We start from the raw sequence: 24,626 nt of genomic DNA, 5'->3' as shown, positions 1-24,626 counted from the left end.
ACAGGAAAAATTCTTGAAAATTAATGCTATTAAACAAATAAAAATAATTTATTCATTAACCATTAAAAAACAACCATTATGAACAAAAATTTTAACGGAATTTGTTATGCCCCCTATCCACATGGGTATAATCCATCAATTGCGAATACTACATTAATCTTCTTTGGAAGTGATGTATCTTATGATTGTATGGCTCCTGCATGGGGAAAAGAATATACTTCGAAAAGCGGAAGTTCCTGCAATTTGACAGGTCCTAATAAGGCTAGAAATGATATTCAAACATTGGCTAATATGGGGGTTACCCTTATTAGATTGTACGATTGGGAACCCCGAAATAATCATTTAAAGTTTCTGGATTACTGCAATTCATTTAATATAAAGGTTCTGGTATCTGTTTCTTGTTATTTTGTGAGGCCAGATCAAGGGTTAAAGGATAGAAATGTGCAGATTCCTAAATTAATAGATTCTTTTTCTAACAGAGAAAAAACAGATTATCATAGTGCTGTTGTGGGGATTGTTATTGGAAACGAACCTGAAAGAAATAATTATAATGCTCAAAATTGTATTGATTTTACAACATCATGGGCAGATATTGAGGCAGCAAAATATGCAAACTACAGGGAAGTATTAATTGGACATCCGGTTGATTTTGCAAAATATGGGGCTAAGTTTCCTTGCTTTGGTTTTTGGGATCCTTTATTTGCCGTCTTGGACAAAAAAACAACTAAAAACTTAAACAAGCGCTTATTCCTCGCTCCTCAAACTTATAATGAACGTGAATATCTATTTGAAAATGCCGAATCATCCAGAAAAGGTTATGTTGATATAGCGTACGAAAAATATCAAAAGCCAATTATATTTACTGAAATCGGATTCGACAGATTAAAACCTAATTATCAACAAGTTGTAGACGGACAATTGGCAGGTAGCATTGAGTATGCTGCTAAAAACCCAACTAAATTATTGGGTGTCTGCTTCTTTCAATTTGCTGACAAAGTCTGGATTCCAGGAACTACTGAAGGTTCGCATGGTGCAAATACTCAAGGCAATGACATAATGTGTACAATTAACTTTGTCCCAGAAGATTTTACACATTGGGATGGTGGCAAGAATGTACCACTTACTGTAAATAAATTAATTCCTACACCTCTATATGATGTGGTAGTGAAAAATTACAAGAAAAGTTAATCTAAGCTTGACAAACTGAGTAAAATAAATTTAAAAGTAGATTCCTAAAAACAAAAAAAAATGGCACAGCATCAGGAAAAATTATCTCAAAACAAAACACAAACTAGTGCAGCTAATGTCGCTACTAACGCCGTCCAGTTAAAAGATAACAGAGAATCTCATACTGTACAAAAAAAGCTTCATAAAAAAGCTATTGGTCAGGAATCTACTTTTAAATCAATCCAAAAAAAAACAAACAACACAGGTTTACCCGATAACTTAAAATCAGGAATAGAAAACCTTTCTGGTCATGCTATGGACGATGTCAAAGTACATTACAATTCCGATAAACCTGCTCAACTTAATGCGCATGCTTATGCACAAGGTTCAGAAATACACCTAGCTTCTGGACAAGAAAAACATTTACCCCATGAAGCATGGCATGTAGTACAACAAAAGCAAGGAAGAGTAAAACCAACAATGCAAATGAAAGGTAAAGTGAATGTGAATGATGATACGGGATTAGAAAAAGAGGCAGATGTTATGGGTGCGAAAGCATTACAAATAACAATTAACGGACTTTCAAATTTAAGTATGATTAGGTCTCCTTTGCAATTGAAAAAACTGAAAAGTCTAGGTAATATAAAAGTTAGTTTATCAAATTCAGTAATTCAAAGACAAAAACTAAATAAGAAAACTGAAAATAGTTTGGTTGATGCGGTGAAAAAAAATGACAAGAAAAAATTTAAAAATATATTTCGAAGAGCTGCTTCTGGTATGGATGAAATGATAAGTTGTGATGTCACTTTTTCTCAAGCTAGATCTCGATTATCAAACGAATCAGTAATGAGAGAGTTTTTAAGGGTATCACACGCAACTAGACATCCAACTCATGAAATGGGACATAATGTATCAGGTACTGGAAAAAAACATTATGAATTTGTTCATCCCACGAGCCCAGACAAAGTAGTATACACAACTAAGAAAACAAAAAAAGGAAACCCAAGATGGATTGGGCATACTGGATGGGATAGAGCTAGAGCAAAACATGTTAAAGAAGGAAAAACTATAAAAGAAATGCAGGACAGAGCAATAGAATTTACTTTAAATTCTGGTGCACAACCACCCTTTGCTAAAAACAGTAATGTAAAGAGAAAATATTCAGAAGCATTTTCAGGACATAAAAAAAGAGAAAAACTTAAAACTCAACATTCAAAATATAACCCAAAGAAAAAGCAAAAAATTAATGCTAAATGGGAACCCAATAGAAGTAAACGTGGAGTAAGCCCCACTCGAATATAAATTGATTAAAAAAAGAAAATCATGAAAACACAAGCTGAACAAAAAAAAGAAAATAAAAATCAATCAGTACCTAATTCAGTTTATCAAAAACATAGAGACGGTAAATCTACACTACAATTAGTGGATAACAGACCAGAAACTCTTACTCAAATGAAACTACAAGACACAAATAGTACTGTAAAAAATCATTCCGAACCGATTCAAATGAGCAGAGGCTCTTCTCAAGCAAATAAGGAATTAGCTAAAGCTATGGGAAAAGGGGCAAGTTTAGTAGATCAATTACCAAAAGCAAAACCACATACTAAAAAAGGAACAGGAAGAGGAGGAGGAACTGATCATCAAGGGAGAAATGCTATGGTAATTAATAAGGCGAAACGAGATACAATGAAAGCACATGACGATCCCACAATGTTTTCAGCAAGTAGAATGAGAGGTGATGCCCGCGGTAAAGAAAAAAGTGCTGCCGCTGCTGAAAAAAGACAAAAAAAAGTTGCTTCTATTGACACAAGTATGGATGATTATGAAAAAGCAATGGTACAAGCTACCACAACATATAAAGGGAGTCAAGAAGATTTCGATAATTATCTGGAAAAAAGAGAGTTTGAATTCTCAGATGAACAACTAGATAATTTATATGAAGCACTTTTAGCTGAATAGTTTAAAAAAATCATATAAAATCAATTAACTTTAATTTACAAAAACTACCTATACATCATCACTCTAAAATCACCTTCAACATAATTTCCCTTTACAACTACAGTATTGGAAAGCGTTTTACAAAAATCGGTAATCGTTTTTGGATAATAAGCCATCAAAATACCATTAGGATTTAGAGTTTTGCTTAATAAATTAAAGCCTAAAGCTATATTACAATGGGCATACAAATGAGTTATGGCTTTAAAAATAAAATCAGAGTCGCTATTCTTATAATTTAGGGAACAAGAAACAAGAATATAATCTGTTATTGGTAAATTCCCTTGCATGAAATCGCCTAAATAAAATGTAGCATTAGGAATGTCTTTGTTTTTTTCAATAGCATTGTCTAAAAAAGTAGCAATCATATCGATACCATGATAGGAAAAATTGGTAAAATGTTGGGATAGATAATAACACAAATCTCCATTTCCACAACCAATGTCTAAAATAGATTTAGTATTCAAATTTCCTATTTGAGCTAAAATCTCAAACCTTTTCAATTGGTCTTTTTCTGAAAACCAAGCTAAACTTTGGGCACTTTCTGAGCCGTATTGTTCTATCTTGTCTTCGTGGAACTTTTGTATATATAACTTGTCGAGCATAAGTAAAGTTACTTATTTAAAAATTCATGAATGCTAAAAAATCATTAGAATTGTATGCTATTTAATTTCTATTGAATTGGTGTTTAAAATTAATAACGTCTATTTTAGCCCTGATAGTAGTGGCATCCTTTTCTTTTTTCTTTTGGACTCCGCTCAAAGTGACAAAAAAAGAAAAGATAGAACAAATAGCAGGTGAGATTTACAACTGAAATACTTGGGTTGTGCTCCTAAAAATAATAATAATTCCGTTTTAAACTTTGAAATTAATACTTCCACATTCTTTCTTGATCTAATTTAGCTTGTTCTTCCAGTTCTTCTGCTGGAATTACTTTTAAGAAAGAAGGATGTTGCTCTATTGCATATTCAATTTTTTCAACTACGCTTTCTACTGTATCATTTTCATAATCAATTTCTAATGGTGGCTTAATTACAAATGACTGCAGAATTCCTTTCTTTTTTATACGAAGTCCTTTTCTATCGAATGATCTTCTAAAACCGTCAATAACAATGGGAACTACTATGGGTTTGTGCTGTAAAATAATATGTGCAGTTCCTTTTCTAACAGGTTTGAAAGAACGTGTGGTACCTTGTGGAAAAGTTACTACCCAACCATCTTCTAGGGCAATTTTAATATTTTCGGTGTCATTTGGGTTAACTTCTCTTTTTACATCTTTTCCTTCAGCTCTCCAAGTTCGTTCAACTGTAATGGCTCCTGCATACGCTAATATTTTTGGCAATAAGCCTGCTTGCATAGTTTCTTTAGCTGCTACATAATACATATTTAATTTAGGATTCCAGAGATACCCTACATTCTTAATAGTATCTTCTCTTCCTTTTAAAGAAGCATTGAAGACATGAAACATGGAAACAACATCAGCAAAATAGGTTTGATGATTGGAAATAAATAGCACATTAGTATCTGGTAAAGATCGTATGATTTCAGAACCTTCAATTTGAAGACTGTTAAATCCTCTATAGCGTTTATGTGTAAAACTTCCAGCTATTCGAATTAACCATTTTTTCAAAAATAATATATGTCCAAAAGGATTTCTCTTTAACAATCCCATATGTCTTGTAGATTTAAAATAAAAATAGGGCTACAAATGTAGTAAAACCTATCTTTTTTATGTTAAAAATTTAATAAAACTTAATAAAAGACTATTTATGACCCATTGCGTTTTTAAGTGCTTCTTTTAACTCACTCATCATCATTGCTGTAGCTCCCCAAACAATATATTTTTCAACCATAAATGCTGGCACTTCTATATCAGTAGCATATGAGGTAGTCATTTTTACATTTGTTATTGATTTTTCATCTAAAAATGAAAAAAGCGGAAATTCCAGTACACTTTTCACTTCATCAAAGTCTGGTATAAATGATAATTCTTCATGTGAAATTCCCATAAATGGGGAAACTAAAAAATTACTTGGCGGAATGTATACTTTACTAAAAGGTTTTATAATTTGTATTTTATGAGGTGGAATTCCTACTTCCTCATGTGTTTCTCTTAAAGCGGTCTGTTCTAAATCTTTGTCTTCAATTTCTACTTTCCCTCCTGGAAAACCTATTTGTGAAGAATGTACACCAGGATAAGTGTTTCTCACAATTAATGCTAAGTGCGCAACTTCATTCTTTGGATAAAACAACATTAAAACTGCAGCCTCTCTTGGGTTTCTATTTTCATAATTCATTTCTTTTAAAAAAGAAATACGTTCTAATGGAGCCATTTTTGCATGAGCATCTGCTGCTAGCAACTTTTCTTTTTCTATTTTTGGAACATATTTTATAAAATCCTTAAATAACATATCATTTTTTTGTTTTTGTAGAACTTATAAAGTTACTTTAATTTTTTCAATTTTAATAAAATTTTTAATAAAGAATGTACAGTAAAGAAGAAGCATTACATATAAAAAAAGCATTTTGGACAGCTTTTGCTGAAGCATATCCTAGAAAGTGGCTTTTGTACAATACTAAAATAAAAGACTTTAGTTTTAAATTTTATATTGATAATAAAAAAGCACAAGTCTTACTCGAAATTGAACCAAAAGATGATGAAAAACGTATTATTTATTATGAAAAAGTAGAATCATTAAAAGCAATACTCATAGATGATTTTATTGAAGATGCTATTTTTGAACGTCATTTTTATTTAGATAATGGTAAAGAAGTAAGTCGCATATGGGTTGAAAAGAAAGGTGTTAGTACTAATAATAAAAGTACTTGGCCAGAAACTTTTGATTTCTTTTATGAGAAGATGGATGCCTTTGAACGCTTTTTCTATGAGTATGAAGACTATCTGAAAGACTTAGAAATAAATACCTAAAAATTGCTTTATGTTATCTAGCTGACATTACAACTAGCGTATTAGAAATATATTTGTAAAGAATTTAATAAATTAGTCATTAGTAAGATTTTCACTTACAAGAAATTTGTAATAAATAAAAAGATATTACTATATATGACTTAAAAACAAATAATTTTTATAGCTATGAAAAAAGTACTCTTTTTAATGTTGGTAATTACCTCTAGTTTTCAAATACTAGCTCAGAATGATACTAAAAATTTAAATGTAGATAAAACTAAAATTGCTGTTGAAGGATATGATGTTGTTGCTTATTTTAAAGACAATACTGCTGTAAAAGGAAATAAAAACTTTGTTGTAGTAGATAATGGAATTACTTATTATTTTTCAAGCCAAAATCATAAAGATATTTTTACTAAAAATAGTACTTTATACAAACCCCAATATGGAGGTTGGTGCGCTTATGCCATTGGTAAAACTGGAGAAAAAATAGAAATAGACCCTAAAACATTTAAAATTATTGATAATAAATTATATCTTTTTTATAATAAATTTTTAACTAACACTTTAAAATTATGGAATAAGGAAGAAACTACTTTATTAATCAATGCGGATAAAAACTGGAAGACAATTACTAAAAAATAGGATATAAAAAACTCAAAAAATAAGAATATGAAAAAGTTATTAATTTTATTACTTTTGTTTACAACGCAATTGCTCTTATCTCAAACCAAAAAAGTCATGGAACCAGAAATTAAAAAAACAGATGCTGAATGGAAAGCAAAACTTTCAAATCAACAATATGAAGTTTTAAGAAACAAAGGAACTGAACGTGCTTATACAGGTGAATATTGGGATCACTTTGAAAAAGGAAAGTATGTTTGTGCAGCTTGTGAAAATGTCTTATTTACATCAGATACAAAGTTTGAATCACATTGTGGTTGGCCTTCATTTGACCAAGCCATCGAAGGATCCGTTATTTATGAGAAAGATTCTAGTTTTGGAATGATACGAACTGAAGTAATGTGTGCAAAATGTGGTGGTCACTTAGGGCATGTTTTTGACGATGGACCAAAAGAAACTACTGGACAACGCTATTGTACTAATTCTGTTTCTATAAAATTTATTCCTACTAAATAATACTCTATATGCTTATAACTGCCATACAAAAGAATTTTTTAGAAACAATAATGTTATTGAATCAATTAGACTCTAAAAAATACACCTTTTGCAATCCAGAATTAAGTAATGCAACTATTGGTGAACATATACGTCATATCATAGAATTATATCAGTCTTTAATTGAACATTATGACTCAGGAATTATTAATTATGATAAACGCAAAAGAAATATAGTCATCCAAACTTCAATTAATGAAGCTATTTTAGCAATCGAATCTATTTTAGCAAAAATTGATCTTCCAAATAAAGAATTGCAATTAGAAGATGGTGTGCAAAAAACTAACTTTACAATTCAAACTAATTATTTTAGAGAATTACTTTACAATTTGGAACACAGTATCCATCATCAAGCTTTAATAAAAGTAGCTGTTTTAAAATATCAGGATATTTGTCTTCCTGAAAATTTTGGAATTGCTAAATCTACTATAGAATTTAAATCAAAATGTGTACAGTAACTTATGTGCCTTTATCTAATGGCTTTTGTATTACTTCTAATAGAGACGAACAAATAGCTAGACCAAAAGCTATTCCTCCTAAGGAATATAGTGTCAATAATAAAATCATTACTTTTCCTAAAGATAAAAAAGCTGGAGGTACTTGGTTTGCTCAATCTACAGAAGCTACATTAGTTTTACTAAATGGAGCTGCAGAAAAACATATTCCTAAAACTAATTATAGAAAAAGTAGAGGGTTAATTGTTCTTGATTTAATTGCTTCTCCAGATGTTTTAACAACATGGAGTATTATTGAATTGAATAATATAGAACCTTTCACAATTATTCTTTATGTAAACCATAAATTGTATCAATTACAGTGGAATGAAGCAGTTAAAAGCACCAAAGAATTAGATATAAAAGTACCACATATATGGTCTTCTTCTACACTATATTCAAAAGAAATTAGAAAACAAAGAGAGGAATGGTTTTCTCAATTTATTGAGGATACAAAAATACTTTCAGCAGATCAATTAATGGATTTTCATCAATTTACAGAGAATGAAAATTCCGATTTTGGTTTACAAATTAACCGTAACAACATTTTAAAAACCGTTAGTATCACCCAAATGATTACTTCTAATGGAGTTTCAAAAATAAAATACATAGATTTACTAGCAAATGAATAGTATAAAACTAGCCTATCATAAAATAACAAATTGGGAATATTGGCCTTATCAAATTGTATATTTCCCAATATATTTTCAGTATTTGTATTATGTTTTGCGTACAAAATCTTTTTTTTATTTTAATGCCTCCAATCCAACTATCCGAAATGGAGGTTTTTTAATGGAATCCAAAAAGGAAATTTATGACTTAATTCCTCAAAAATATTACCCAAAAACCATACTAATTTCCAAATCTGATACTGTAAATACAATTCTCGAAAAGTGTCACTTGGAAAATATTATTTTCCCTTTAATTGCAAAACCAGATGTAGGTTTAAGAGGAACTGCAGTAAAAAAAATAATTAATAAGGAAGAATTAAAAGCTTATCACAATAGAGCTAATTTTAATTATTTAATCCAAAACCTTATTCCCTACTCCAAAGAAATAGGTTTATTTTATGTTCGTTATCCAAATCAAAAAGAAGGTACTATAACAGGTATAGTTGAAAAAGAATTTTTAATTATAACTGGTGATGGAAAAAGTACTATGGAAGAATTATTATTAAAAAATCCTCGTTTTGCTTTTCAAATACCTGTTTTAAAAACAGAATTGAAAGAAAAAATATATCAGGTTTTAAAAGAAGGAGAACAATTGAATCTTGTTCCTTATGGAAATCATTGCCGAGGTTCTAAGTTTATAGACACTAGCCATTACATTACTCCTCAATTAACAGAGACATTTAATCAAATTTGTCAGGAAATTGATGGTTTTTATTTTGGCCGAATGGACATTATGTTTGAAAGTTATGAGGCTTTAGCTGAAGGAAGGAATTTTGAAATCATTGAAATCAATGGTGCTTTGAGTGAACCTACACACATCTATGACCCGAAACATTCTTTACTTTATGGTTGGAAAGAATTAACAAGACATTTTCATTATATGTATGAAATTAGTAAAATTAGCCATGAAGAATACAACAACCCTTATTTGAGTTTTAAAGATGGATTGAAAGAATTTAAAAAGCACCATCAGTATTATGATGTTATTTTGAAATTTTAATTTCTAAACACCATTTGAAAAGGAGTTTTGAAAATGAAACGTCTTTTGTAGCCCCGATAGCAGTGACATCCTTTTCTTTTTTAGAGAAAAAAGAAAAGATATAACGGATAGCGGGTGTGTTTTTCTAACGAAGTACTGCTTTGGTGCTCCTAAAAGAAAAATTAATCGTAAGTTTTAATAAAATTATCCATCTAAATAATACCAAATTCCTTTTTCTAACTTAAAAGTAGATTTTTCATGATGCACATGCGCTTGTAATTTTTCATCCAAATAATAAGCTTTGAATTCAACTATTGCGTCTTTTGCCTGAATAATCTCCAACTTTAACCAAGTATTGGCTTTTGCCCAATTTAAAATTTCTTTCTTCGAATACTGTTTTCGTTGTGAAACATGTGTGGTTTGTATTAAATAATCTGCATTATGAAGTACATAAGCAGTATATCTTGAACGCATTAATTCTAGTGCAATAATTGGATTTTTATTTTTAAAAAGGAAAGGCTCACAGCAAGCTGCAAATAACAAACCCGATTTACAATAGCAATTGATATCCATTGGGAAATATTTGATAATTTTTTGATATAATGAGATTAACCTTTTAGTAAATTAATACTTACTATTGCGTAAGCTGTATCTGGAAACTTTTTAAAATAAACAGGATCAGGAAATAAACCCGCTTCAGCTGCTACATTATGTAACACATCTATTTCAACAATAAATTGGTCTGAAAAACCATGAGTAGCATCATAAGCTGTAGCAGCAGTTTTTCCTAAATTAGCAGCGGTTAATTTTGGAGAAACCGTATGCAATTCAATAATAAGTAAGCCATATTTTTGAACATAAGGACTCCATTTTGTAAGATGTTGTAACAAATTGTCTTCTACTCTATTGTTTGAAATTCGCTCTCCTCTATGTGCAAATGCTCCTGTAGAAACACTAATGCGATCTTCTTTAATTCTTTGAGGTTCTTCCCAAATTCTATTATGATCTAAAAAAGTTCTTACGTTTAGTAAATCTTTTAAGTCAATATTGTAGTTTTCAGCTAAGTCATTCGCTAACAAATCTGGTCTTCCAATATCGCCCCAAATTACTTTTGCCCAAATATCCGCTTTGATTAAATTCGCTCTAGTAACTTTTAAAGCCGCTTGATTATAATCGGCACCCACCAAAAACAAAGGATGGTCTTCTAATATTTTCCCTCTTAAAGTCTGTCTTTCAATTACTTCAAAAATATGCTGTAAAAAAGCACCATTTCCACAACCCATATCTAAAATTCCTTTCGGTTGTTCATTAATAGGCTTATTAAACAATTCTATAATGATATCATCTATCACTTTAAAATAAGTTGCATGAGCACCACCACTTCCCCAAACGTTCATTTCTCTATTGACGTGAATTTCATCCTCATGTTTTGCAATATCACGTAAGGAATTTGGGTTACCAAATAATAAGGTTTCTAAATTTTTAAATAAAGGCAAGTAAGAAACTGTAACCCCATAAGCTGTAGCTCTTTTTGCAAAAAACAAACCGACATCGGTAAATTGATAATTGCCATTTTTTTCAGTGAACCAACCTAAAAAAGTAAAAAAATCTAGAATCACTTTAAAAACTTGCGGTTCTCTATGAAACTCCTCAGCTCGAAAGGAAATTTCCATAAAATATTTATGAAACATACCAGTCATACCCAAACTGACTACAATTGGACCAACCAAAAAGCCTTCAATATGTACTAAAATTTGTTGTTGAATACTTCTTTCTGTTTCATTACTAGAAAAAGTAATTCCAAAATTGTTTTTGTATTTTGAAAAAATAGCACTCAATTCGGTTATAAAATCTGTAGCGATTCTTACGGAAGTAAAAAGTTGGGTTTCTTCTAATAATCGAACCACATCTTCATATAATGGGAATAATGAAAAAGCATAAGCTGATTTCTCATTTGTTTCGACAGTAACGACATTAGTTACATTATCAACTTTATATTCTAAGAAACCTTGAGAAGCAAGTGTTCGTAAAGCAATGTTTAAATAGCCTTCATTGGTTTTGAATTGTTTGGAAAGTTCAGATAAAGTTACATGCTGTGTGTCTAGAATATAAGAACAAATATTCTTTTTAAATAATGTAAAAGCTGAAGGAGCTGTTACCAATCCGTCTAAGTGTTGAAAAATTCTTTGGCGGTATTCTTTTTTATCAGTCATGTTTCCTTTGTTGTTACCCAAAAATAATAAAATGAATTGAAAACATATCTATTAATTTTATTAAATTCTTTTATATAATCTACAAGAGATAACTAAAAGCATCTATTTATTTGAAAAAATAATTAAAAATTAGTTTTTATTATAAATAGTATCTATAGAATAAAATGACTCAAATAATTTGAAATTCATTACTCAAAATCAGTATAAAAATCATTTAATATTACCTAAAAAGTTTAACAAAATGTATAGATTTTGTATACTACTATTCCTAAAAATAAAATTATTTTGGCTAACAAATACAAACAAATTAATCATGAAAAAAATTAAATTATTGTTCTTTGGAATTACTTCTATTCTTATAGTAAGTTGTGAAAAAAATGAAGATTTAGAAAATGCACAAACAAGCCCTTCTGCTGTAAGCGAAACCTACATTTCTAGAAGAAAGGCAAATGAGGTTGCTACAGTTTCTAAAACTGCTTATTCTGATTGGACTGTGGTTACACGAAATGACTTATCTAATTTAGGACAATTTCTCAATGAAAGTTTTGCTAAGCAAAGATTTAATGATCGAATTAGTATAAATGATGTTCCTAAAAACGTAAGTGTTAATGATGTAAAACTAGGAAGTGGAACAAATCCTAATCAAGGACAAAATTGGGTTACTGAACGTAGGTTTGTAGGTAATGGTTATTCTGGTGCAGCAGGACCTTATACAAATTGGCAACAAGTAAGTGGATATGCCGCTAGAGTGGAAACTAACTATACAAATACTACACAAAATCTTGGTGGTTTTGTTTTATATTCTAGTATAAGAACTGTTACTTCTAATTGGAATGTATCTGCAACAGCTGGATTAAAGATTGCTGGCAAAGTTGGCATTCCATTTGTCACGGAAGGAAGTGTTGAAGTAAGTTTATCTACTACTGCTGGTGGTGGTGAATCAAAGAGCACCACATTTACAGAGAATTATAGAACACCAAATATTAATGTTGCTCCTGGTCAAAGCGTTCGATTTGTTTTAGAAGAAAGATGGAGACCCTTAAATAGTACTTGGTCAGTTCCTGTGAACTTTAGAGGTTATGTAGGAGCAGATTATGGAAAAAGAGTGAATGGTCATTATTTTTGGGCAATACCAGCTTCATCCTATTTTTGGGATTTTCAAAATGGAAGCCAAAAATATACTGTTTCTATAAATGAAAAATCGGCACATGAAATAAGAGTTGCTGCTTATTATGTAAATTAATAATTTTCAAGTAAAACAAAAAGGGTAGTACAAATTTTAGACTACCCTTTTATATTATTTTACAACTAAACTTTTATCATAGTTTACTAATAAAATTACTATATAAATCTTTGTATTGATAGCCTTTTTGCAAACGATTTTTAGATAATTTTTCGTGTTCGACTAAACCCCAAAGTAAAAATTCTTTTAAGAAATTCTTGTCTTCTTTTGCAAATTCAGGTTGGTACTTTTGAATGATATCTTCTAACGGTTTTACTTCATCTAAAGTCTTTTGATATTCTTTATTGGTAAAATTATCTAGTAATTCAAAACCACTTTCAGCAAAGAACCATTCTAATAATTCCGTATAAGCATTTTTCTCTCTTTCACGTTCTAATTTTTCAATTTTTGGAAAATAATTGGAGAACAAAGTTTTAATAGCATCACCAATTAAATATTGAGCCACCGTTGCAGCACCTTCTTGTTCTCCTTCGTACACCAATTCAACTTTCCCCGTAATTGCTGGAATAATTCCCATAAAATCTGATAATCGAACCGTTGTTTTATCTTCACCTGCTAATAAAGCTCTTCTTTCAGCTGTTGAAATTAAATTTTCGTAAGCAGTAATACTTAATCGGGCAGAAACACCACTTTTAACATCTACAAATTCACTTTCTCTAGCTTCGAATACAATTTGTTCCAGAACGTCTTTTGCTAAACTAGGTACATAAACTGTTTCACTTTGGTCTCTATCAAATTTAGCTTCTTGTTCTGTAATTGTTCTTGCAATTTGAATATTTTCAGGATAATGTGTTAAAATTTGGGAACCAATTCTATCTTTCAAAGGAGTTACAATACTTCCTCTATTGGTATAATCTTCAGGATTGGCTGTAAAAATGAACTGCACATCTATTGGCAAACGCAATTTAAAACCTCTAATTTGAATGTCACCTTCTTGTAAAATATTAAATAATGCTACTTGAATACGTGCTTGTAAATCGGGTAATTCATTGATGACAAAAATACATCGATGCGCCCGAGGAATCATTCCAAAATGAATCACTCTTTCATCAGCATAATTTAATTTTAGATTGGCTGCTTTTATAGGATCAACATCACCAATTAAATCGGCAACAGTTACATCAGGTGTAGCTAATTTTTCATAAAAACGTTCACTTCTGTGCAACCAAGTTATAGGAGTTTTATCCCCTTTTTCTGCAATCAATTCTTTGGCAAAACGAGAAATAGGATTTAATGGATCATCATTAATTTCCGAACCTTCCACAACTGGAATATATTCATCTAGCAATTCAATCATTTTACGAGCTAGTCTGGTTTTGGCTTGACCACGAAGTCCTAGTAAATTAATATTATGACGCGATAAAATAGCTCTTTCTAATTCAGGAATTACCGTGTTTTCAAATCCGTGAACGCCTTCAAAAGTAGTATCACCTGCTTTTATTTTGTTGCGTAAATTCGTTCGTAATTCGTCTTTTATATTTTTAGGTTGGTACCCTGATTTTTTTAATTCGCCTAATGTTTTTATATCTTTCATATGTAATTTTATCTTGTATTATTTAATCTTCTTTTTGGAACACTGATTTAAGAAATTATGAAAATTTTTAAAATTTTGGTTTTCAATTTATTATTTGCAACTCCGCTCGAACTGAAAACTGAAAACCGACAACTAAATACTAATCACTTCCTCAACGAAGCTTCTTCTTCCTATTACTCTCATAATCTTCAAAAATCATTTCTCCTAATCCTTTTAAACCAGTATAAAACGCTTTTCCTTGATTGGCTTCTGTGAAATAATTGACAAATTTTTGCAAATAAGGATCTTTGGCAATCATAAAAGTAGTAATTGGAATATGTAATTTTCTAGCTTGAGCGGCTTGGTTATAGCATTTATCAACTATATATTGGTCTAAACCGTTGCTATTCATGTAATATTCACCATTTTTTTCGCGCACACAACTCGGTTTTCCATCTGTTATCATGAAAATTTGCTTGTTGGTGTTTCTTTTTCTTCGTAAAATATCCATTGCTAATTGTAAACCAGCAACCGTATTCGTATGATAAGGTCCGACTTGTAAATAAGGTAAATCTTTGATTTTAATGGTCCAAGCGTCGTTACCAAAAACTAAAATATCTAAAGTGTCTTTTGGATAACGAGTGGTGATTAATTCCGCTAAAGCCATGGCTACTTTTTTGGCTGGAGTAATTCGATCTTCTCCGTAGAGAATCATGCTGTGTGAAATATCAATCATCAACACCGTACTCATTTGGGATTTATGGTGATGGTCTTCTACTACCAAATCTTTTTCGGTAAGCATAAACTCACCTACTCCATTGTTAATTTGTGCATTTTTAAGGCTTTCGGTTAAAGAAATTTGTTCTACTGAATCTCCAAATTGGAATTCTCTCAAATCACCTGTTTGTTCATCACCTTTTCCAGATTGTTTGGTTTTATGATTTCCAGAACCTGCTTTGTTTAGATTACCAAAAATTTGTTCCAAAGCATGTTGCCGAATCGCTCTCTCAGTTTTTGCAGTAATTGCCATTCCACCAGAACCATCTGGTTTTGTTTCGTCTCTGATGTATCCCTTTTTCTTTAAATCTTCAATAAAATCATCAATTGTATATTCAGGTGTGGTTAATTGGTACTCTACATCCAATTGGCGTAACCAATCAATGGCTTCATCAAAATCACCTGAGGTATGCGTGATTAATTCCTTAAAAATGGGAAATAATTTCTCAAAAGGAGTTTGAAAGGGTGCTTCAAATTTGGTAAACTGAAACCCACTGGTGTAATCGTTCTTCTTCATTGACATAAAGGTATGAAAACTTACAAAGCCAATTGAAGTAACGAATATTAATTTTTAGTTAAAGGTTTTTTTAGTTGATGGTTTTCTTTTTGAAATTGAAATTGATTTTTGACATTGAAATCTTACTCAGCTGCATTCAATTTGATATGCAAATGATTTAACATTACTTGGTATTTTCCTAATTCGACTAACATTTCATCATCTTCTGTAGTGTCAATTAAGTCATCAATAGTATCACTTACGCTTACCAATTTAGTATTAGCCGTTTTAAGTTCTTTTACAGCCATAGCATCAATTATAGTTTGAATTTCGTTATGTAGTTGTGTCAGTTGTTCCTGATTCATTATGGTTTTGATTAAATTGTGTTATAATGGCTTTTCGTTTTTCTTTTAGGAGTTGTTTTGCTTCGTTTTCTCGATTCTTTTTGGCAACCACTTTCTTTTTGTGTGCTTGTCTGTTGGTTTCATTTCTTCGTCCCATTTTGGTTAAAATTTTGTTTGATTTTAATAAATGTTTCGTCTGTCGTTAGCAATAAAGTTACTATTTCTTTACGCAATACTTCTAAATCTGTAAAAGTAAGGTATTTTGACCAATTGGTTTCTAAAAGTACTTCTCTTATAATTTGGATTCTTTTGGCTGTAGCCAAAGCATCTCTAACCATAAAATGTTCTTGAAAATTGGGATTATTTTTGTGTTGAAAAATAACTTCATTGGTAATCCAATTTACTTCGACATAAAATAATTTTTCTTTGTCATTATTAGGATAGAAATCGGTCCAATTTGCATATCCAATTTTAGCATCTGAGTTATTTGTTTTTGAACTTGAAATTGGTTTCAATCTCCATCTACAGTTTGCTGCTCTTCCCCAATGATTTGATAAACGATACAAACCTTTTTCTGTAAAATAATAACTACTTCCCGATTTACTTTTGAAATTTAATTTCAGATTTTCTATATCTGAAGCATTTACTTCTTGAAATTCACAAAAGGTATGTTTATGAAAATTATGTTTGTTGTATCGCATTACATTTCACCTAATTTTAGTTGCCAAACCTGTTTATTTTGTTTACCAAATTGTTTTTCACTTGGAAAAAAATATACTTTTTGATTGACAATATAGTTAGTGGTTTTGTTATCTACCGTTACATTCATTTTATATTGAAATGTAAAAAAAGTATCAGAAACAGTATTGTTTTCTTGAAAATCACTAACTAATATAGAAACAGATTGTGCTTTACATTTTGTTAGGAATTCATTTAAGGGAATAGTTTTATCAGCATCTTTAAATACATTTTTTAAGGTAATTGCTGTATTCAAAAATAAATTTTCAATACTTTGATCTATTTCTTTTTCTAAAGCTAAAGAACGTTCTACTTCCTTATATAAATTAATATAATTATAAAAATCTTTAATAGTATTGATAGCTTGATTTTGATAAGCCAAAACTACTGGTTTTGAAAATTGCCTTTCAATAACTGATAGTTTAGTAGTCTTTTCAGAAACAGTCTCTTTATTTTGACTCGCATTTTGGCTTATCAAAAAAAATGGAAAAAATATAAGGATATACAAACTCTTTTTCATTATTCTTGAATTAAGCGGATGAATGTTATTTGATTCGTTGCGTCATTTTTTACTTCTACAATTTGCATTTTTTTTAACGAAGCTGTTGGAATAATTAATTTCTGAGAAAACTCTTCCTTATTAAAATATTCAGCTCCTAGATTATTTTTTAACATCACAATAACTTCAACGTTATCATGGAGTATTTTTTGCAATTGTATTTTTCTAGTTTGCCAATCTTTAATATCACTTTTAATAAATCCTTGCAAGATAGAAGCATAATCGTTTGGTTCAAGTAAAACTGTATTTGTTTTAGGATTTTTTTCTAAATCAACTTTTTTATCTTTAAAAAGAGGGTTTTTTACAATAATTTTTGAATTTTCTTTTACTTTAATTTTTGAATTTTCAATAGGAATTTCAGTTTCCAAGGAATCTTCTATTACAAAAGCTTTAGTAGTTTTTTCATTTACATGCTCATTTGTATATTGCTCTTTTAATTGAATGGTTTTGGTATTAACTGATTGTAATACAAACTTCCAAAAAACAAATCCAAGAATAAAAACAAGTAACAATCCTAAAAACCAGTACATATTGTTTTTAAATTTTGGTTTAGAAACCCTTTTTTTAAATTCTGGTTTTTGTTTCCCAAATTCATACTTATATTCGTCCCAACTACTTTTTCCTACATATTGCGAAAAGATATTCAATAGGTCTTTTCTAGGTAACTTTTCGTTGGTTTCTGGTTTTAAATGGGTATAAATCCATTTTTCACTAACACTATTTTTTGTTTCCTCTTGAACATCATCTATAAGATTTAAAATATCTTGTGCAGAGAAGGTTTTCCAATTTCCATCAAAATACGGATAGCGTTTTTTATAGCGTTCTAAAACACTTTTTTTTAATTCATAAAAAACAGCAATATCTGTCATAATTATACTTAGCAAAATTAGTTTTACACTTCTATTTATTACTGTAAAACGACTGTAAAAGTACTGAAAAATCATTACATCTACTACACAGTGGTTTTACTAAAACTCATTTTAAACATAGCTATAGGTTTGCTTCATAATCATTAAAAAAATATAAAATGAAAACAAAGTTATTTTATCTTTTACTTCTTTTTGAGAGTATGACTTTTGCTCAAATTAGTGGCAATCAAGTCTTCTCGACAAATACGAATAAGAGTTACGGAAAACAAAATGGAACCTCAATTGGAAATACAATTTCAATAAACGACAATCATTTAACGATGCAAGTGAAAGTACTATTAAATGAAAAAGCAGATTCTTTTACTTTAGTAATTGGCACCAATCAAGAAGCACAAACTGTTGCTGAATGTAATAATTTAATTAATAAAAGAATAGACGGTTTTATAAATGACATTCAGAAACTAAAAATAAAAAAAGAAAACATTTATATTGATTTTATTTCACAAACAAAAGTGTACGATTATACTGTTGGTGAAAATCAAGCAGATGAGTTCCAAAAAGGATTTGAAATAAAAAAGAATATCATTATTACAAGTAATCAAAGTGCTAGTATTGAACAAATTATCACTACTGCTTCTAAATTTGAAATCTATGATATTATTACAGTTGAATATCGTAATAATGATGTCTTAGAAAAACATACTTTTTTATTTGAAGAAGCTATAAAAATTGCTGATTCTAAAAAAGACTTGTATTTAAAAACTTTTGGAAAACGAATAGTTGGAACACCAAATGCGAGTGAAGACTTCTCTATTTTTTTTCCAAAAACACAATACAAGAAATACCAAGCTTTTGATACTTCTGAAATAGAGACCAATTATAGAAATTCCAATCAAAACTTTATAAAAAAAATGACTCGCAAGAATACAACTTATTATTATGAAGGAGTTGAAAGTGATGCTATTGATATAGTTTTTAACCAATCAGCTTCAGAAATTGGAATTCAATATGTATTGACTCTTACAATCACCTACAAATTAGATACATCATTATAAATTTTTAAAACTCCATATTATGAAAACTTCAAATACATTTTTTGCTCTTGTATTGTTATTAAACACAACACTTTTTGCTCAACATTCTGGAAATGCAAACGCTGAATCGGCTACAAAAATGGCAAGTGGTAATTACAATTACCAAAATCAATACCAAAATAATCAAGTCAGTACCATTCAAACCACGACCGGTAATGAAAATGAAATGTATATTACTATCAAAGGTATTTATAATGAAAAAGCTACTTCACAAAGAGCGGTTTTTAGTGTGCTTCAAATTGGTAAAACAGCAGAAGAAACTACAAACTTGATGGATACAAGATTAGAAGCCGTTACCAAAGCGATTACAGCATTCAATCCAGAAATAGAGATCATTATAGACATGATTTCATTTGTTCCGATGTATGATTATGAAATTCAAAAAAAGATTTTCAATCCAAAAACCTACAATGAAAAACCTTCTGGCTTTGAACTGAAAAAAAATCTAATTATAAAATTCAAAAAAACAAATGACTTGAATACTATCATGAATTTCTGTGCCAAACAAGAAATATATGACTTAGCAAAAGTTGACTATGTAACTAGTAATTTAGATCATATTAGAGATGTTTTACAAACAAAAGCAGCAGAAGAATACAAACAAATGCTAACGAATTATTCTACTATAATGAATACGGATTTGTTTAAAAAAGAAAAATCTTTAACAGAAGGTTATAATACGGTTTACCCAATGGAAAGTTATAGAAGTTATTCGGCTTACAGCCAAGCTAGCATAAATTTTGAGTCAACTAGTACTGTGAATAATATTCGAAAAAATAATACTCAATTTTACGATTCAGCCTTATCAAAAACACACACTTTTGTTGTAAATGCTGACATAACTGAACCAACAATTCAAATATTCTATGATTTAACGATTCGAATTAAATTGAAAGAAGATCAATTACCAAAAAATACAATCATAAGAAACAATCGTTATTATATAGTGACTGCAAATGGTGATGTGAAACCATTAAACTTGTAATCTTTATAAAAAATTATTGTTTTTAAAATTTTAAGCCTAATTTCGTTATTTAAAGGAATTAGGCTTTTTGTGTAACAAAAGTAACATACCTAAACCTTATATTAAACGTATCTTTACCAAAAATCTGTAATGAAAGAAATTTTAGAACAAGCCTACGGTTATATCTTCGAAGAAGCCTTATTACTTGAAATTGAAAAAGTTGCTATATATAAAGAATTCAAAGCCGAAGAGTACTTAATTGAAATAGGTGATTACATCAAATCAATGCCTCTTTTACTTCATGGCGCTATAAAAATTTTGCGAGAAGATGAAAATGGTGACGAACTACTACTCTATTTTTTAGAAAGAGGCGATACTTGTGCTATGACCTTAACTTGTTGTATGGGAAAATCAAAAAGTAAAATTAGAGCCATTGCTGAAAATGATGGTGCTATGCTTATGATACCGGTTGAAAAAATGGAAGAATGGTTGACCAAATACAAGACATGGAGAAATTTTGTGTTTGAAAGTTATAACATCCGTTTAAATGAAATGTTAGAAGCAATTGACACATTAGCCTTTATGAACTTAGACGAACGTTTGTACAAGTACCTTACAGATAAAGCTAAAGTTATTGGAAATACAGAAATCAATAATACACATCAACAAATTGCATATGATATGCATACCTCTAGAGTGGTTATTTCAAGGTTATTAAAAAGTTTAGAAATACAAGGTAAAATAAAACTACATAGAAACAAAATAGAAATAGTAGCACTTTAATGGAAATTTTTGGATATATAGGAGCTTTTTTTATAGGAATAATTTTAGGTTTAACAGGTGGTGGTGGTTCAATTCTAACGGTTCCTTTACTAGTATATGTAATGAGTTATAACCCAGTTGTAAGTGCTGCTTATTCCCTTTTTGTTGTAGGTACTTCTTCAGCTTTTGGAGCTACATTAAATTACAGAAAAAAATTAGTTGATATTAAAACTGGTTTTCTATTTGCAATTCCATCTTTTATTGGTGTTTTTGTGACTAGAAAATACATTGTATCAAATATTCCAAATATAATTTTTCAGAATGACACTCTAACTTTAACAAGGAATACTTTTTTAATGCTTTTGTTTGCTATTATTATGTTATTTGCTGCATTATCGATGATAAAAAAACCTAAAGTAAATTTAAAAGAAGTAACGAGAAAACATTATTTAGCCAAAATAATTATTCAAAATATTACTATCGGTATTATTATAGGTTTAGTTGGTGCAGGTGGTGGCTTTTTAATTATTCCTTCTTTATTATTAATTACGAAATTACCTATGAAAAAGGCAGTAGGTACTTCTATGTTTATAATAGCAATGAATTCATTAATTGGTTTTTTAGGTGATTTACAAAACATTCAGATCGATTGGAAATTCCTACTTCCCTTTTCTATAATTTCTATGATAGGTATTTTTACCGGTACTTACATTAGTAAATACATTAATGAAGTGCAATTAAAAAAAGGATTCGCTTATTTCGTACTACTAATGGCTTTTGTAATCACATTTAAAGAATTAATGTAACGCATGTTACTTCCTTTAAAGTTTATTATTTGTAAATTTGTATCATAAAATTTATTTGAAATGAAAATAGAACAAATTTATACAGGTTGTATTGCCCATGCTGCCTATTACATAGAAAATAATGGTGAAGCAGCTATATTTGATCCACTTAGAGAAGTCCAACCCTATATTGATAGAGCTTCAAAAGACAATGCAAAAATTAAATATATATTCGAAACTCATTTTCATGCAGATTTCGTTTCTGGACACTTAGACTTGGCCGAAAAAACAGAAGCAAATATTGTTTTTGGTCCAACAGCAAAACCTAACTTTAAAGCCATTATTGCTGAAGATAATCAAGAATTTAAGGTTGGAAATTATACTATAAAAGCCATTCATACTCCAGGGCATACTTTAGAAAGTACTTGCTATTTAATTTCAGATGAAAATGGCAAAAACCATGGAATTATAACTGGTGATACTTTATTCATTGGTGATGTAGGAAGACCCGACTTAGCTCAAAAGTTAGTTAAGGATTTAACACAAGATAAATTAGCTGAGTATTTATTTCATTCTCTCCGAAATAAAATAATGCCTCTTAGCGATGATTTAATAGTTTATCCAAATCACGGAGCAGGAAGTGCTTGTGGTAAGAATATGAGTAAAGAAACTACTGATACTTTGGGTAACCAAAAGAAAACGAATTATGCATTAAGAGAAAATATGACATTGGAAGAATTCAAAACTGAATTATTAGACGGATTATTACCTCCACCAGCCTATTTTCCTCAAAATGTAATGATGAACATACAAGGTTATGAAAGTTTAGATAGTGTAAAAGAAAAAGCTAACAAACCATTAACACCAGTTACATTTGAAGCAATTGCAAATCAAACTGAAGCAGTAATTTTAGATGTAAGAAATGAATATGATTACATAGAAGAACACATCCCTAATTCAATCTTTATTGGTTTACATGGTCAGTTTGCACCTTGGGTTGGTGCTTTGATTAGAGATGTGAAACAACCTATTTTATTGATTACTCCAGAAGGGAAAGAAGAAGAAACTGTAACTAGACTTTCAAGAGTTGGTTTTGACAATACTTTAGGCTATTTAGAAGGTGGAATCGAAGCTTGGAAAAAAGCAGGTTATGAAATCGATTCCATTAATTCAACAACACCAGAAGAGTTTGCAAAAGTTTTCCAAGAAGCAAAAATAATTGATGCTAGAAAACCTGGAGAATTTTCGGCTGAACATGTGGAAAAAGCCATAAATATCCCATTAGACTTCATAAATGAACATTTAGCTGAAATTCCAAAAAACGAACCATTTTATGTACATTGTGCTGGTGGATATCGATCTGTTATTTGGGCTTCAATAATGAAATCCAGAGGTTATCACAACATGATAAATGTAGAAAAAGGAATGTCTGGTATAAGACATACTAATATTCCTTTGACTAATTATGTTTGTCCTTCTACTTTAAAATAAGGATTAAAAATCTATTTTTAGCAAAAGTCAGGTCTTATGCCTGACTTTTTTATGAAAATTTTAATCTTAAATCACATCTAAAATGTTATAAATTAAATACATTTGCGAACAAATTAAACAAAAAATATAAATGAAGAAAATTTTAGTATTAGTAGCTAGCGTTTTTGCTTTTATTTCATGTGAAAAAGCTATAGAAAATCAATACATTGTTACCGGAACTGCAAAAGGTGTAGAAAATGGAAAAAAAATGTTTATCGAATTACAAGGAGAAATGGGAGAACCTATCTCTAAAGATACTGCTATTGTAGAGAATGGGAAATTTGAATTCAAAGGACAAGTAAAAGACCTCGATATTGCAATTATTAAATTAGAAGGCTCTCAACAAGGTATTCCATTTGTATTTGAAGAAGGTAAAACTGAAATTACTTTTGATAAAGATAGTTTACAAAAATCAAAAATTAGTGGTACTTACAATAATGAAAAATTCCAAGAATTTAATGATAAATCTGCTTCTTTTGGGAAAAAAATGATGCAATTTCAAAAAGATAATAACGAAAAAATGCAAGCTGCTCAACAAGCACAAGACACTGTCGTTATTAACAAAATTATGAAAGAATACAAAGTTGTTCAAGAAGAAATGAATACTTTTTCAAAAGATTTTGTAAAAAACAACCCAAAATCATACATTTCACTTTTATTACTTGAAAGCTTTATCAATAACCAAACAGCAGAAATTGATGAAGTTCAAAAGAGTTATGACAAGTTAGACAAATCTCTACTTGAGAATAAACATGCAAAAAACATCAAAAAAGCAATTGAAGCAGCTACTGCTATCACAATAGGAAAACCAGCTCCAGAATTTAGTGCTCCATCTCCAGAAGGAAAAACAATTTCTTTAAAAGAATCTTTAGGAAAAGTAACAATTATAGATTTTTGGGCTTCTTGGTGTAAGCCATGTCGTCTAGAAAATCCAAATGTTGTAGCAATGTACAATGAGCTACATGAAAAAGGTTTAAATATCATTGGAATTTCTTTAGATAAAGACGCAGATAAATGGAAACAAGCAATTGCAGATGATGGTTTGGTTTGGAATCACGTTTCTAACTTAAAGTTTTGGCAAGATCCTATCGCAGAACAATACAATGTAAAATCTATTCCTGCTACTTTTATACTAGATGGAAAGGGAAATATTGTAGCAAAAGACTTAAGAGGTGATGAACTTAAAGCTAAAATCATTGAGCTATTAGGACAATAATTCATCTAAATTTAGATAAAATTTAAAAAATCTCCTTAGGGAGATTTTTTTATACTTTTCATTTACAAATAGTTACAAATTAATTAAAAAAATAGCTTAATTTTTATTTGGGAATATAAAAAACAATAGT

General features: G+C 29.8%; 28 protein-coding genes. 16 read left to right on the top strand and 12 right to left on the bottom strand.

Translation table 11 applies throughout. The features are described from left to right. Positions 1–78 precede the first annotated feature (78 nt). From FIA58_RS04425 to FIA58_RS04415, 3 genes are read left to right on the top strand one after another with little or no spacing between them, the layout of a single operon-like run. Positions 79–1,188: a hypothetical protein gene (locus FIA58_RS04425; RefSeq protein WP_140960466.1), complete on the top strand. Its 1,110-nt coding sequence runs from the start codon at positions 79–81 to the stop codon at positions 1,186–1,188. 60 nt (positions 1,189–1,248) lie between these two features. After that, on the top strand, positions 1,249–2,469 hold the full coding sequence (locus FIA58_RS04420; protein ID WP_140960464.1) for an eCIS core domain-containing protein: 1,221 nt from the start codon (positions 1,249–1,251) through the stop codon (positions 2,467–2,469). A gap of 21 nt (positions 2,470–2,490) precedes the next feature. Beyond that, positions 2,491–3,126: a hypothetical protein gene (locus FIA58_RS04415; protein ID WP_140960462.1), complete on the top strand. Its 636-nt coding sequence runs from the start codon at positions 2,491–2,493 to the stop codon at positions 3,124–3,126. 44 nt (positions 3,127–3,170) lie between these two features. Here FIA58_RS04415 and FIA58_RS04410 read toward each other — a convergent pair whose 3' ends face one another. From FIA58_RS04410 to FIA58_RS04400, 3 genes are all read right to left on the bottom strand, one after another. Continuing rightward, positions 3,171–3,767 (bottom strand): class I SAM-dependent methyltransferase, encoded by a 597-nt coding sequence (locus FIA58_RS04410; protein WP_140960460.1) that lies wholly within the window; start codon positions 3,765–3,767, stop codon positions 3,171–3,173. Positions 3,768–4,030: 263 nt separating this feature from the next. Then, positions 4,031–4,834 (bottom strand): lysophospholipid acyltransferase family protein, encoded by an 804-nt coding sequence (locus FIA58_RS04405; RefSeq protein ID WP_140960458.1) that lies wholly within the window; start codon positions 4,832–4,834, stop codon positions 4,031–4,033. 91 nt (positions 4,835–4,925) lie between these two features. Continuing rightward, positions 4,926–5,573: an NUDIX hydrolase gene (locus tag FIA58_RS04400; RefSeq protein WP_140960455.1), complete on the bottom strand. Its 648-nt coding sequence runs from the start codon at positions 5,571–5,573 to the stop codon at positions 4,926–4,928. 74 nt (positions 5,574–5,647) lie between these two features. Here FIA58_RS04400 and FIA58_RS04395 point away from each other — a divergent pair, with 74 nt between their 5' ends. The 6 genes from FIA58_RS04395 to FIA58_RS04370 all read left to right on the top strand — a co-directional run bounded on the left by FIA58_RS04395 (position 5,648) and on the right by FIA58_RS04370 (position 9,414). Then, positions 5,648–6,091: a DUF4268 domain-containing protein gene (locus FIA58_RS04395; RefSeq protein WP_140960453.1), complete on the top strand. Its 444-nt coding sequence runs from the start codon at positions 5,648–5,650 to the stop codon at positions 6,089–6,091. Positions 6,092–6,256: 165 nt separating this feature from the next. Beyond that, positions 6,257–6,715 (top strand): YHS domain-containing (seleno)protein, encoded by a 459-nt coding sequence (locus FIA58_RS04390; protein ID WP_140960451.1) that lies wholly within the window; start codon positions 6,257–6,259, stop codon positions 6,713–6,715. Between the two features lie 27 nt (positions 6,716–6,742). Continuing rightward, on the top strand, positions 6,743–7,210 hold the full coding sequence (gene msrB, locus FIA58_RS04385) for a peptide-methionine (R)-S-oxide reductase MsrB (protein ID WP_140960449.1): 468 nt from the start codon (positions 6,743–6,745) through the stop codon (positions 7,208–7,210). Between the two features lie 8 nt (positions 7,211–7,218). Continuing rightward, positions 7,219–7,707, top strand: coding sequence for a DinB family protein (locus tag FIA58_RS04380; protein ID WP_140960447.1), 489 nt, complete (start codon positions 7,219–7,221; stop codon positions 7,705–7,707). Beyond that, entirely contained in the window at positions 7,695–8,375 is a 681-nt protein-coding gene (locus tag FIA58_RS04375) for an NRDE family protein (protein ID WP_140960445.1), read from the top strand. Before FIA58_RS04380 ends, FIA58_RS04375 begins: the two co-directional genes overlap by 13 nt. Continuing rightward, the gene (locus FIA58_RS04370) at positions 8,368–9,414 is read left to right on the top strand and encodes a D-alanine--D-alanine ligase (RefSeq protein ID WP_165928846.1); all 1,047 of its coding nucleotides are present in this window, start codon (positions 8,368–8,370) and stop codon (positions 9,412–9,414) included. The genes FIA58_RS04375 and FIA58_RS04370 overlap by 8 nt, the downstream gene beginning before the upstream one ends. 183 nt (positions 9,415–9,597) lie before the next feature. Here the strand turns inward: FIA58_RS04370 and FIA58_RS04365 are convergent, their stop codons facing one another. Continuing rightward, positions 9,598–9,966 (bottom strand): YchJ family protein, encoded by a 369-nt coding sequence (locus FIA58_RS04365; RefSeq protein ID WP_140960443.1) that lies wholly within the window; start codon positions 9,964–9,966, stop codon positions 9,598–9,600. A 35-nt stretch (positions 9,967–10,001) separates the two neighbouring features. Further along, a complete protein-coding gene (locus FIA58_RS04360; protein WP_140960441.1) occupies positions 10,002–11,606 on the bottom strand; it encodes a class I SAM-dependent methyltransferase in 1,605 nt (534 codons plus the stop codon). Positions 11,607–11,919: 313 nt separating this feature from the next. Here FIA58_RS04360 and FIA58_RS04355 point away from each other — a divergent pair, with 313 nt between their 5' ends. Further along, a complete protein-coding gene (locus FIA58_RS04355; protein WP_140960439.1) occupies positions 11,920–12,849 on the top strand; it encodes a hypothetical protein in 930 nt (309 codons plus the stop codon). Positions 12,850–12,925: 76 nt separating this feature from the next. Here the strand turns inward: FIA58_RS04355 and FIA58_RS04350 are convergent, their stop codons facing one another. The 7 genes from FIA58_RS04350 to FIA58_RS04320 all read right to left on the bottom strand — a co-directional run bounded on the left by FIA58_RS04350 (position 12,926) and on the right by FIA58_RS04320 (position 18,160). Then, positions 12,926–14,383 (bottom strand): sigma 54-interacting transcriptional regulator, encoded by a 1,458-nt coding sequence (locus FIA58_RS04350; protein ID WP_140960437.1) that lies wholly within the window; start codon positions 14,381–14,383, stop codon positions 12,926–12,928. A gap of 151 nt (positions 14,384–14,534) precedes the next feature. Further along, on the bottom strand, positions 14,535–15,656 hold the full coding sequence (locus FIA58_RS04345) for a vWA domain-containing protein (RefSeq protein ID WP_140960435.1): 1,122 nt from the start codon (positions 15,654–15,656) through the stop codon (positions 14,535–14,537). Between the two features lie 122 nt (positions 15,657–15,778). Beyond that, positions 15,779–16,000 carry a prefoldin domain-containing protein gene (locus FIA58_RS04340; RefSeq protein ID WP_140960433.1) on the bottom strand — a complete coding sequence of 74 codons (222 nt, stop codon included), beginning with the start codon at positions 15,998–16,000 and terminating at the stop codon, positions 15,779–15,781. After that, positions 15,969–16,136 carry a hypothetical protein gene (locus tag FIA58_RS04335; protein WP_165928845.1) on the bottom strand — a complete coding sequence of 56 codons (168 nt, stop codon included), beginning with the start codon at positions 16,134–16,136 and terminating at the stop codon, positions 15,969–15,971. Before FIA58_RS04335 ends, FIA58_RS04340 begins: the two co-directional genes overlap by 32 nt. Beyond that, complete coding sequence (locus FIA58_RS04330; protein ID WP_140960431.1) at positions 16,120–16,680, bottom strand: hypothetical protein; 561 nt, start codon at positions 16,678–16,680, stop codon at positions 16,120–16,122. The genes FIA58_RS04335 and FIA58_RS04330 overlap by 17 nt, the downstream gene beginning before the upstream one ends. Continuing rightward, entirely contained in the window at positions 16,680–17,237 is a 558-nt protein-coding gene (locus FIA58_RS04325) for a hypothetical protein (protein ID WP_140960429.1), read from the bottom strand. The genes FIA58_RS04330 and FIA58_RS04325 overlap by 1 nt, the downstream gene beginning before the upstream one ends. After that, entirely contained in the window at positions 17,237–18,160 is a 924-nt protein-coding gene (locus FIA58_RS04320) for a hypothetical protein (RefSeq protein WP_208022752.1), read from the bottom strand. Before FIA58_RS04320 ends, FIA58_RS04325 begins: the two co-directional genes overlap by 1 nt. A gap of 143 nt (positions 18,161–18,303) precedes the next feature. Here FIA58_RS04320 and FIA58_RS04315 point away from each other — a divergent pair, with 143 nt between their 5' ends. From FIA58_RS04315 to FIA58_RS04290, 6 genes are all read left to right on the top strand, one after another. Then, on the top strand, positions 18,304–19,200 hold the full coding sequence (locus tag FIA58_RS04315) for an SIMPL domain-containing protein (protein WP_140960425.1): 897 nt from the start codon (positions 18,304–18,306) through the stop codon (positions 19,198–19,200). Between the two features lie 19 nt (positions 19,201–19,219). Further along, the gene (locus tag FIA58_RS04310; RefSeq protein WP_140960423.1) at positions 19,220–20,224 is read left to right on the top strand and encodes an SIMPL domain-containing protein; all 1,005 of its coding nucleotides are present in this window, start codon (positions 19,220–19,222) and stop codon (positions 20,222–20,224) included. A gap of 129 nt (positions 20,225–20,353) precedes the next feature. After that, entirely contained in the window at positions 20,354–20,986 is a 633-nt protein-coding gene (locus FIA58_RS04305; RefSeq protein WP_140960421.1) for a Crp/Fnr family transcriptional regulator, read from the top strand. Continuing rightward, entirely contained in the window at positions 20,986–21,771 is a 786-nt protein-coding gene (locus tag FIA58_RS04300; protein WP_140960419.1) for a sulfite exporter TauE/SafE family protein, read from the top strand. Before FIA58_RS04305 ends, FIA58_RS04300 begins: the two co-directional genes overlap by 1 nt. 60 nt (positions 21,772–21,831) lie before the next feature. Next, a complete protein-coding gene (locus FIA58_RS04295; protein ID WP_140960417.1) occupies positions 21,832–23,241 on the top strand; it encodes an MBL fold metallo-hydrolase in 1,410 nt (469 codons plus the stop codon). 130 nt (positions 23,242–23,371) lie between these two features. Then, positions 23,372–24,496 (top strand): redoxin domain-containing protein, encoded by a 1,125-nt coding sequence (locus FIA58_RS04290; RefSeq protein WP_140960415.1) that lies wholly within the window; start codon positions 23,372–23,374, stop codon positions 24,494–24,496. Positions 24,497–24,626 lie beyond the last annotated feature (130 nt).

It is taken from the genome of Flavobacterium jejuense, assembly GCF_006491595.2.
In the GTDB taxonomy this organism is placed as follows: Bacteria; Bacteroidota; Bacteroidia; order Flavobacteriales; family Flavobacteriaceae; genus Flavobacterium; species Flavobacterium jejuense.
This window is presented reverse-complemented; position numbering and strand designations above follow the sequence as displayed.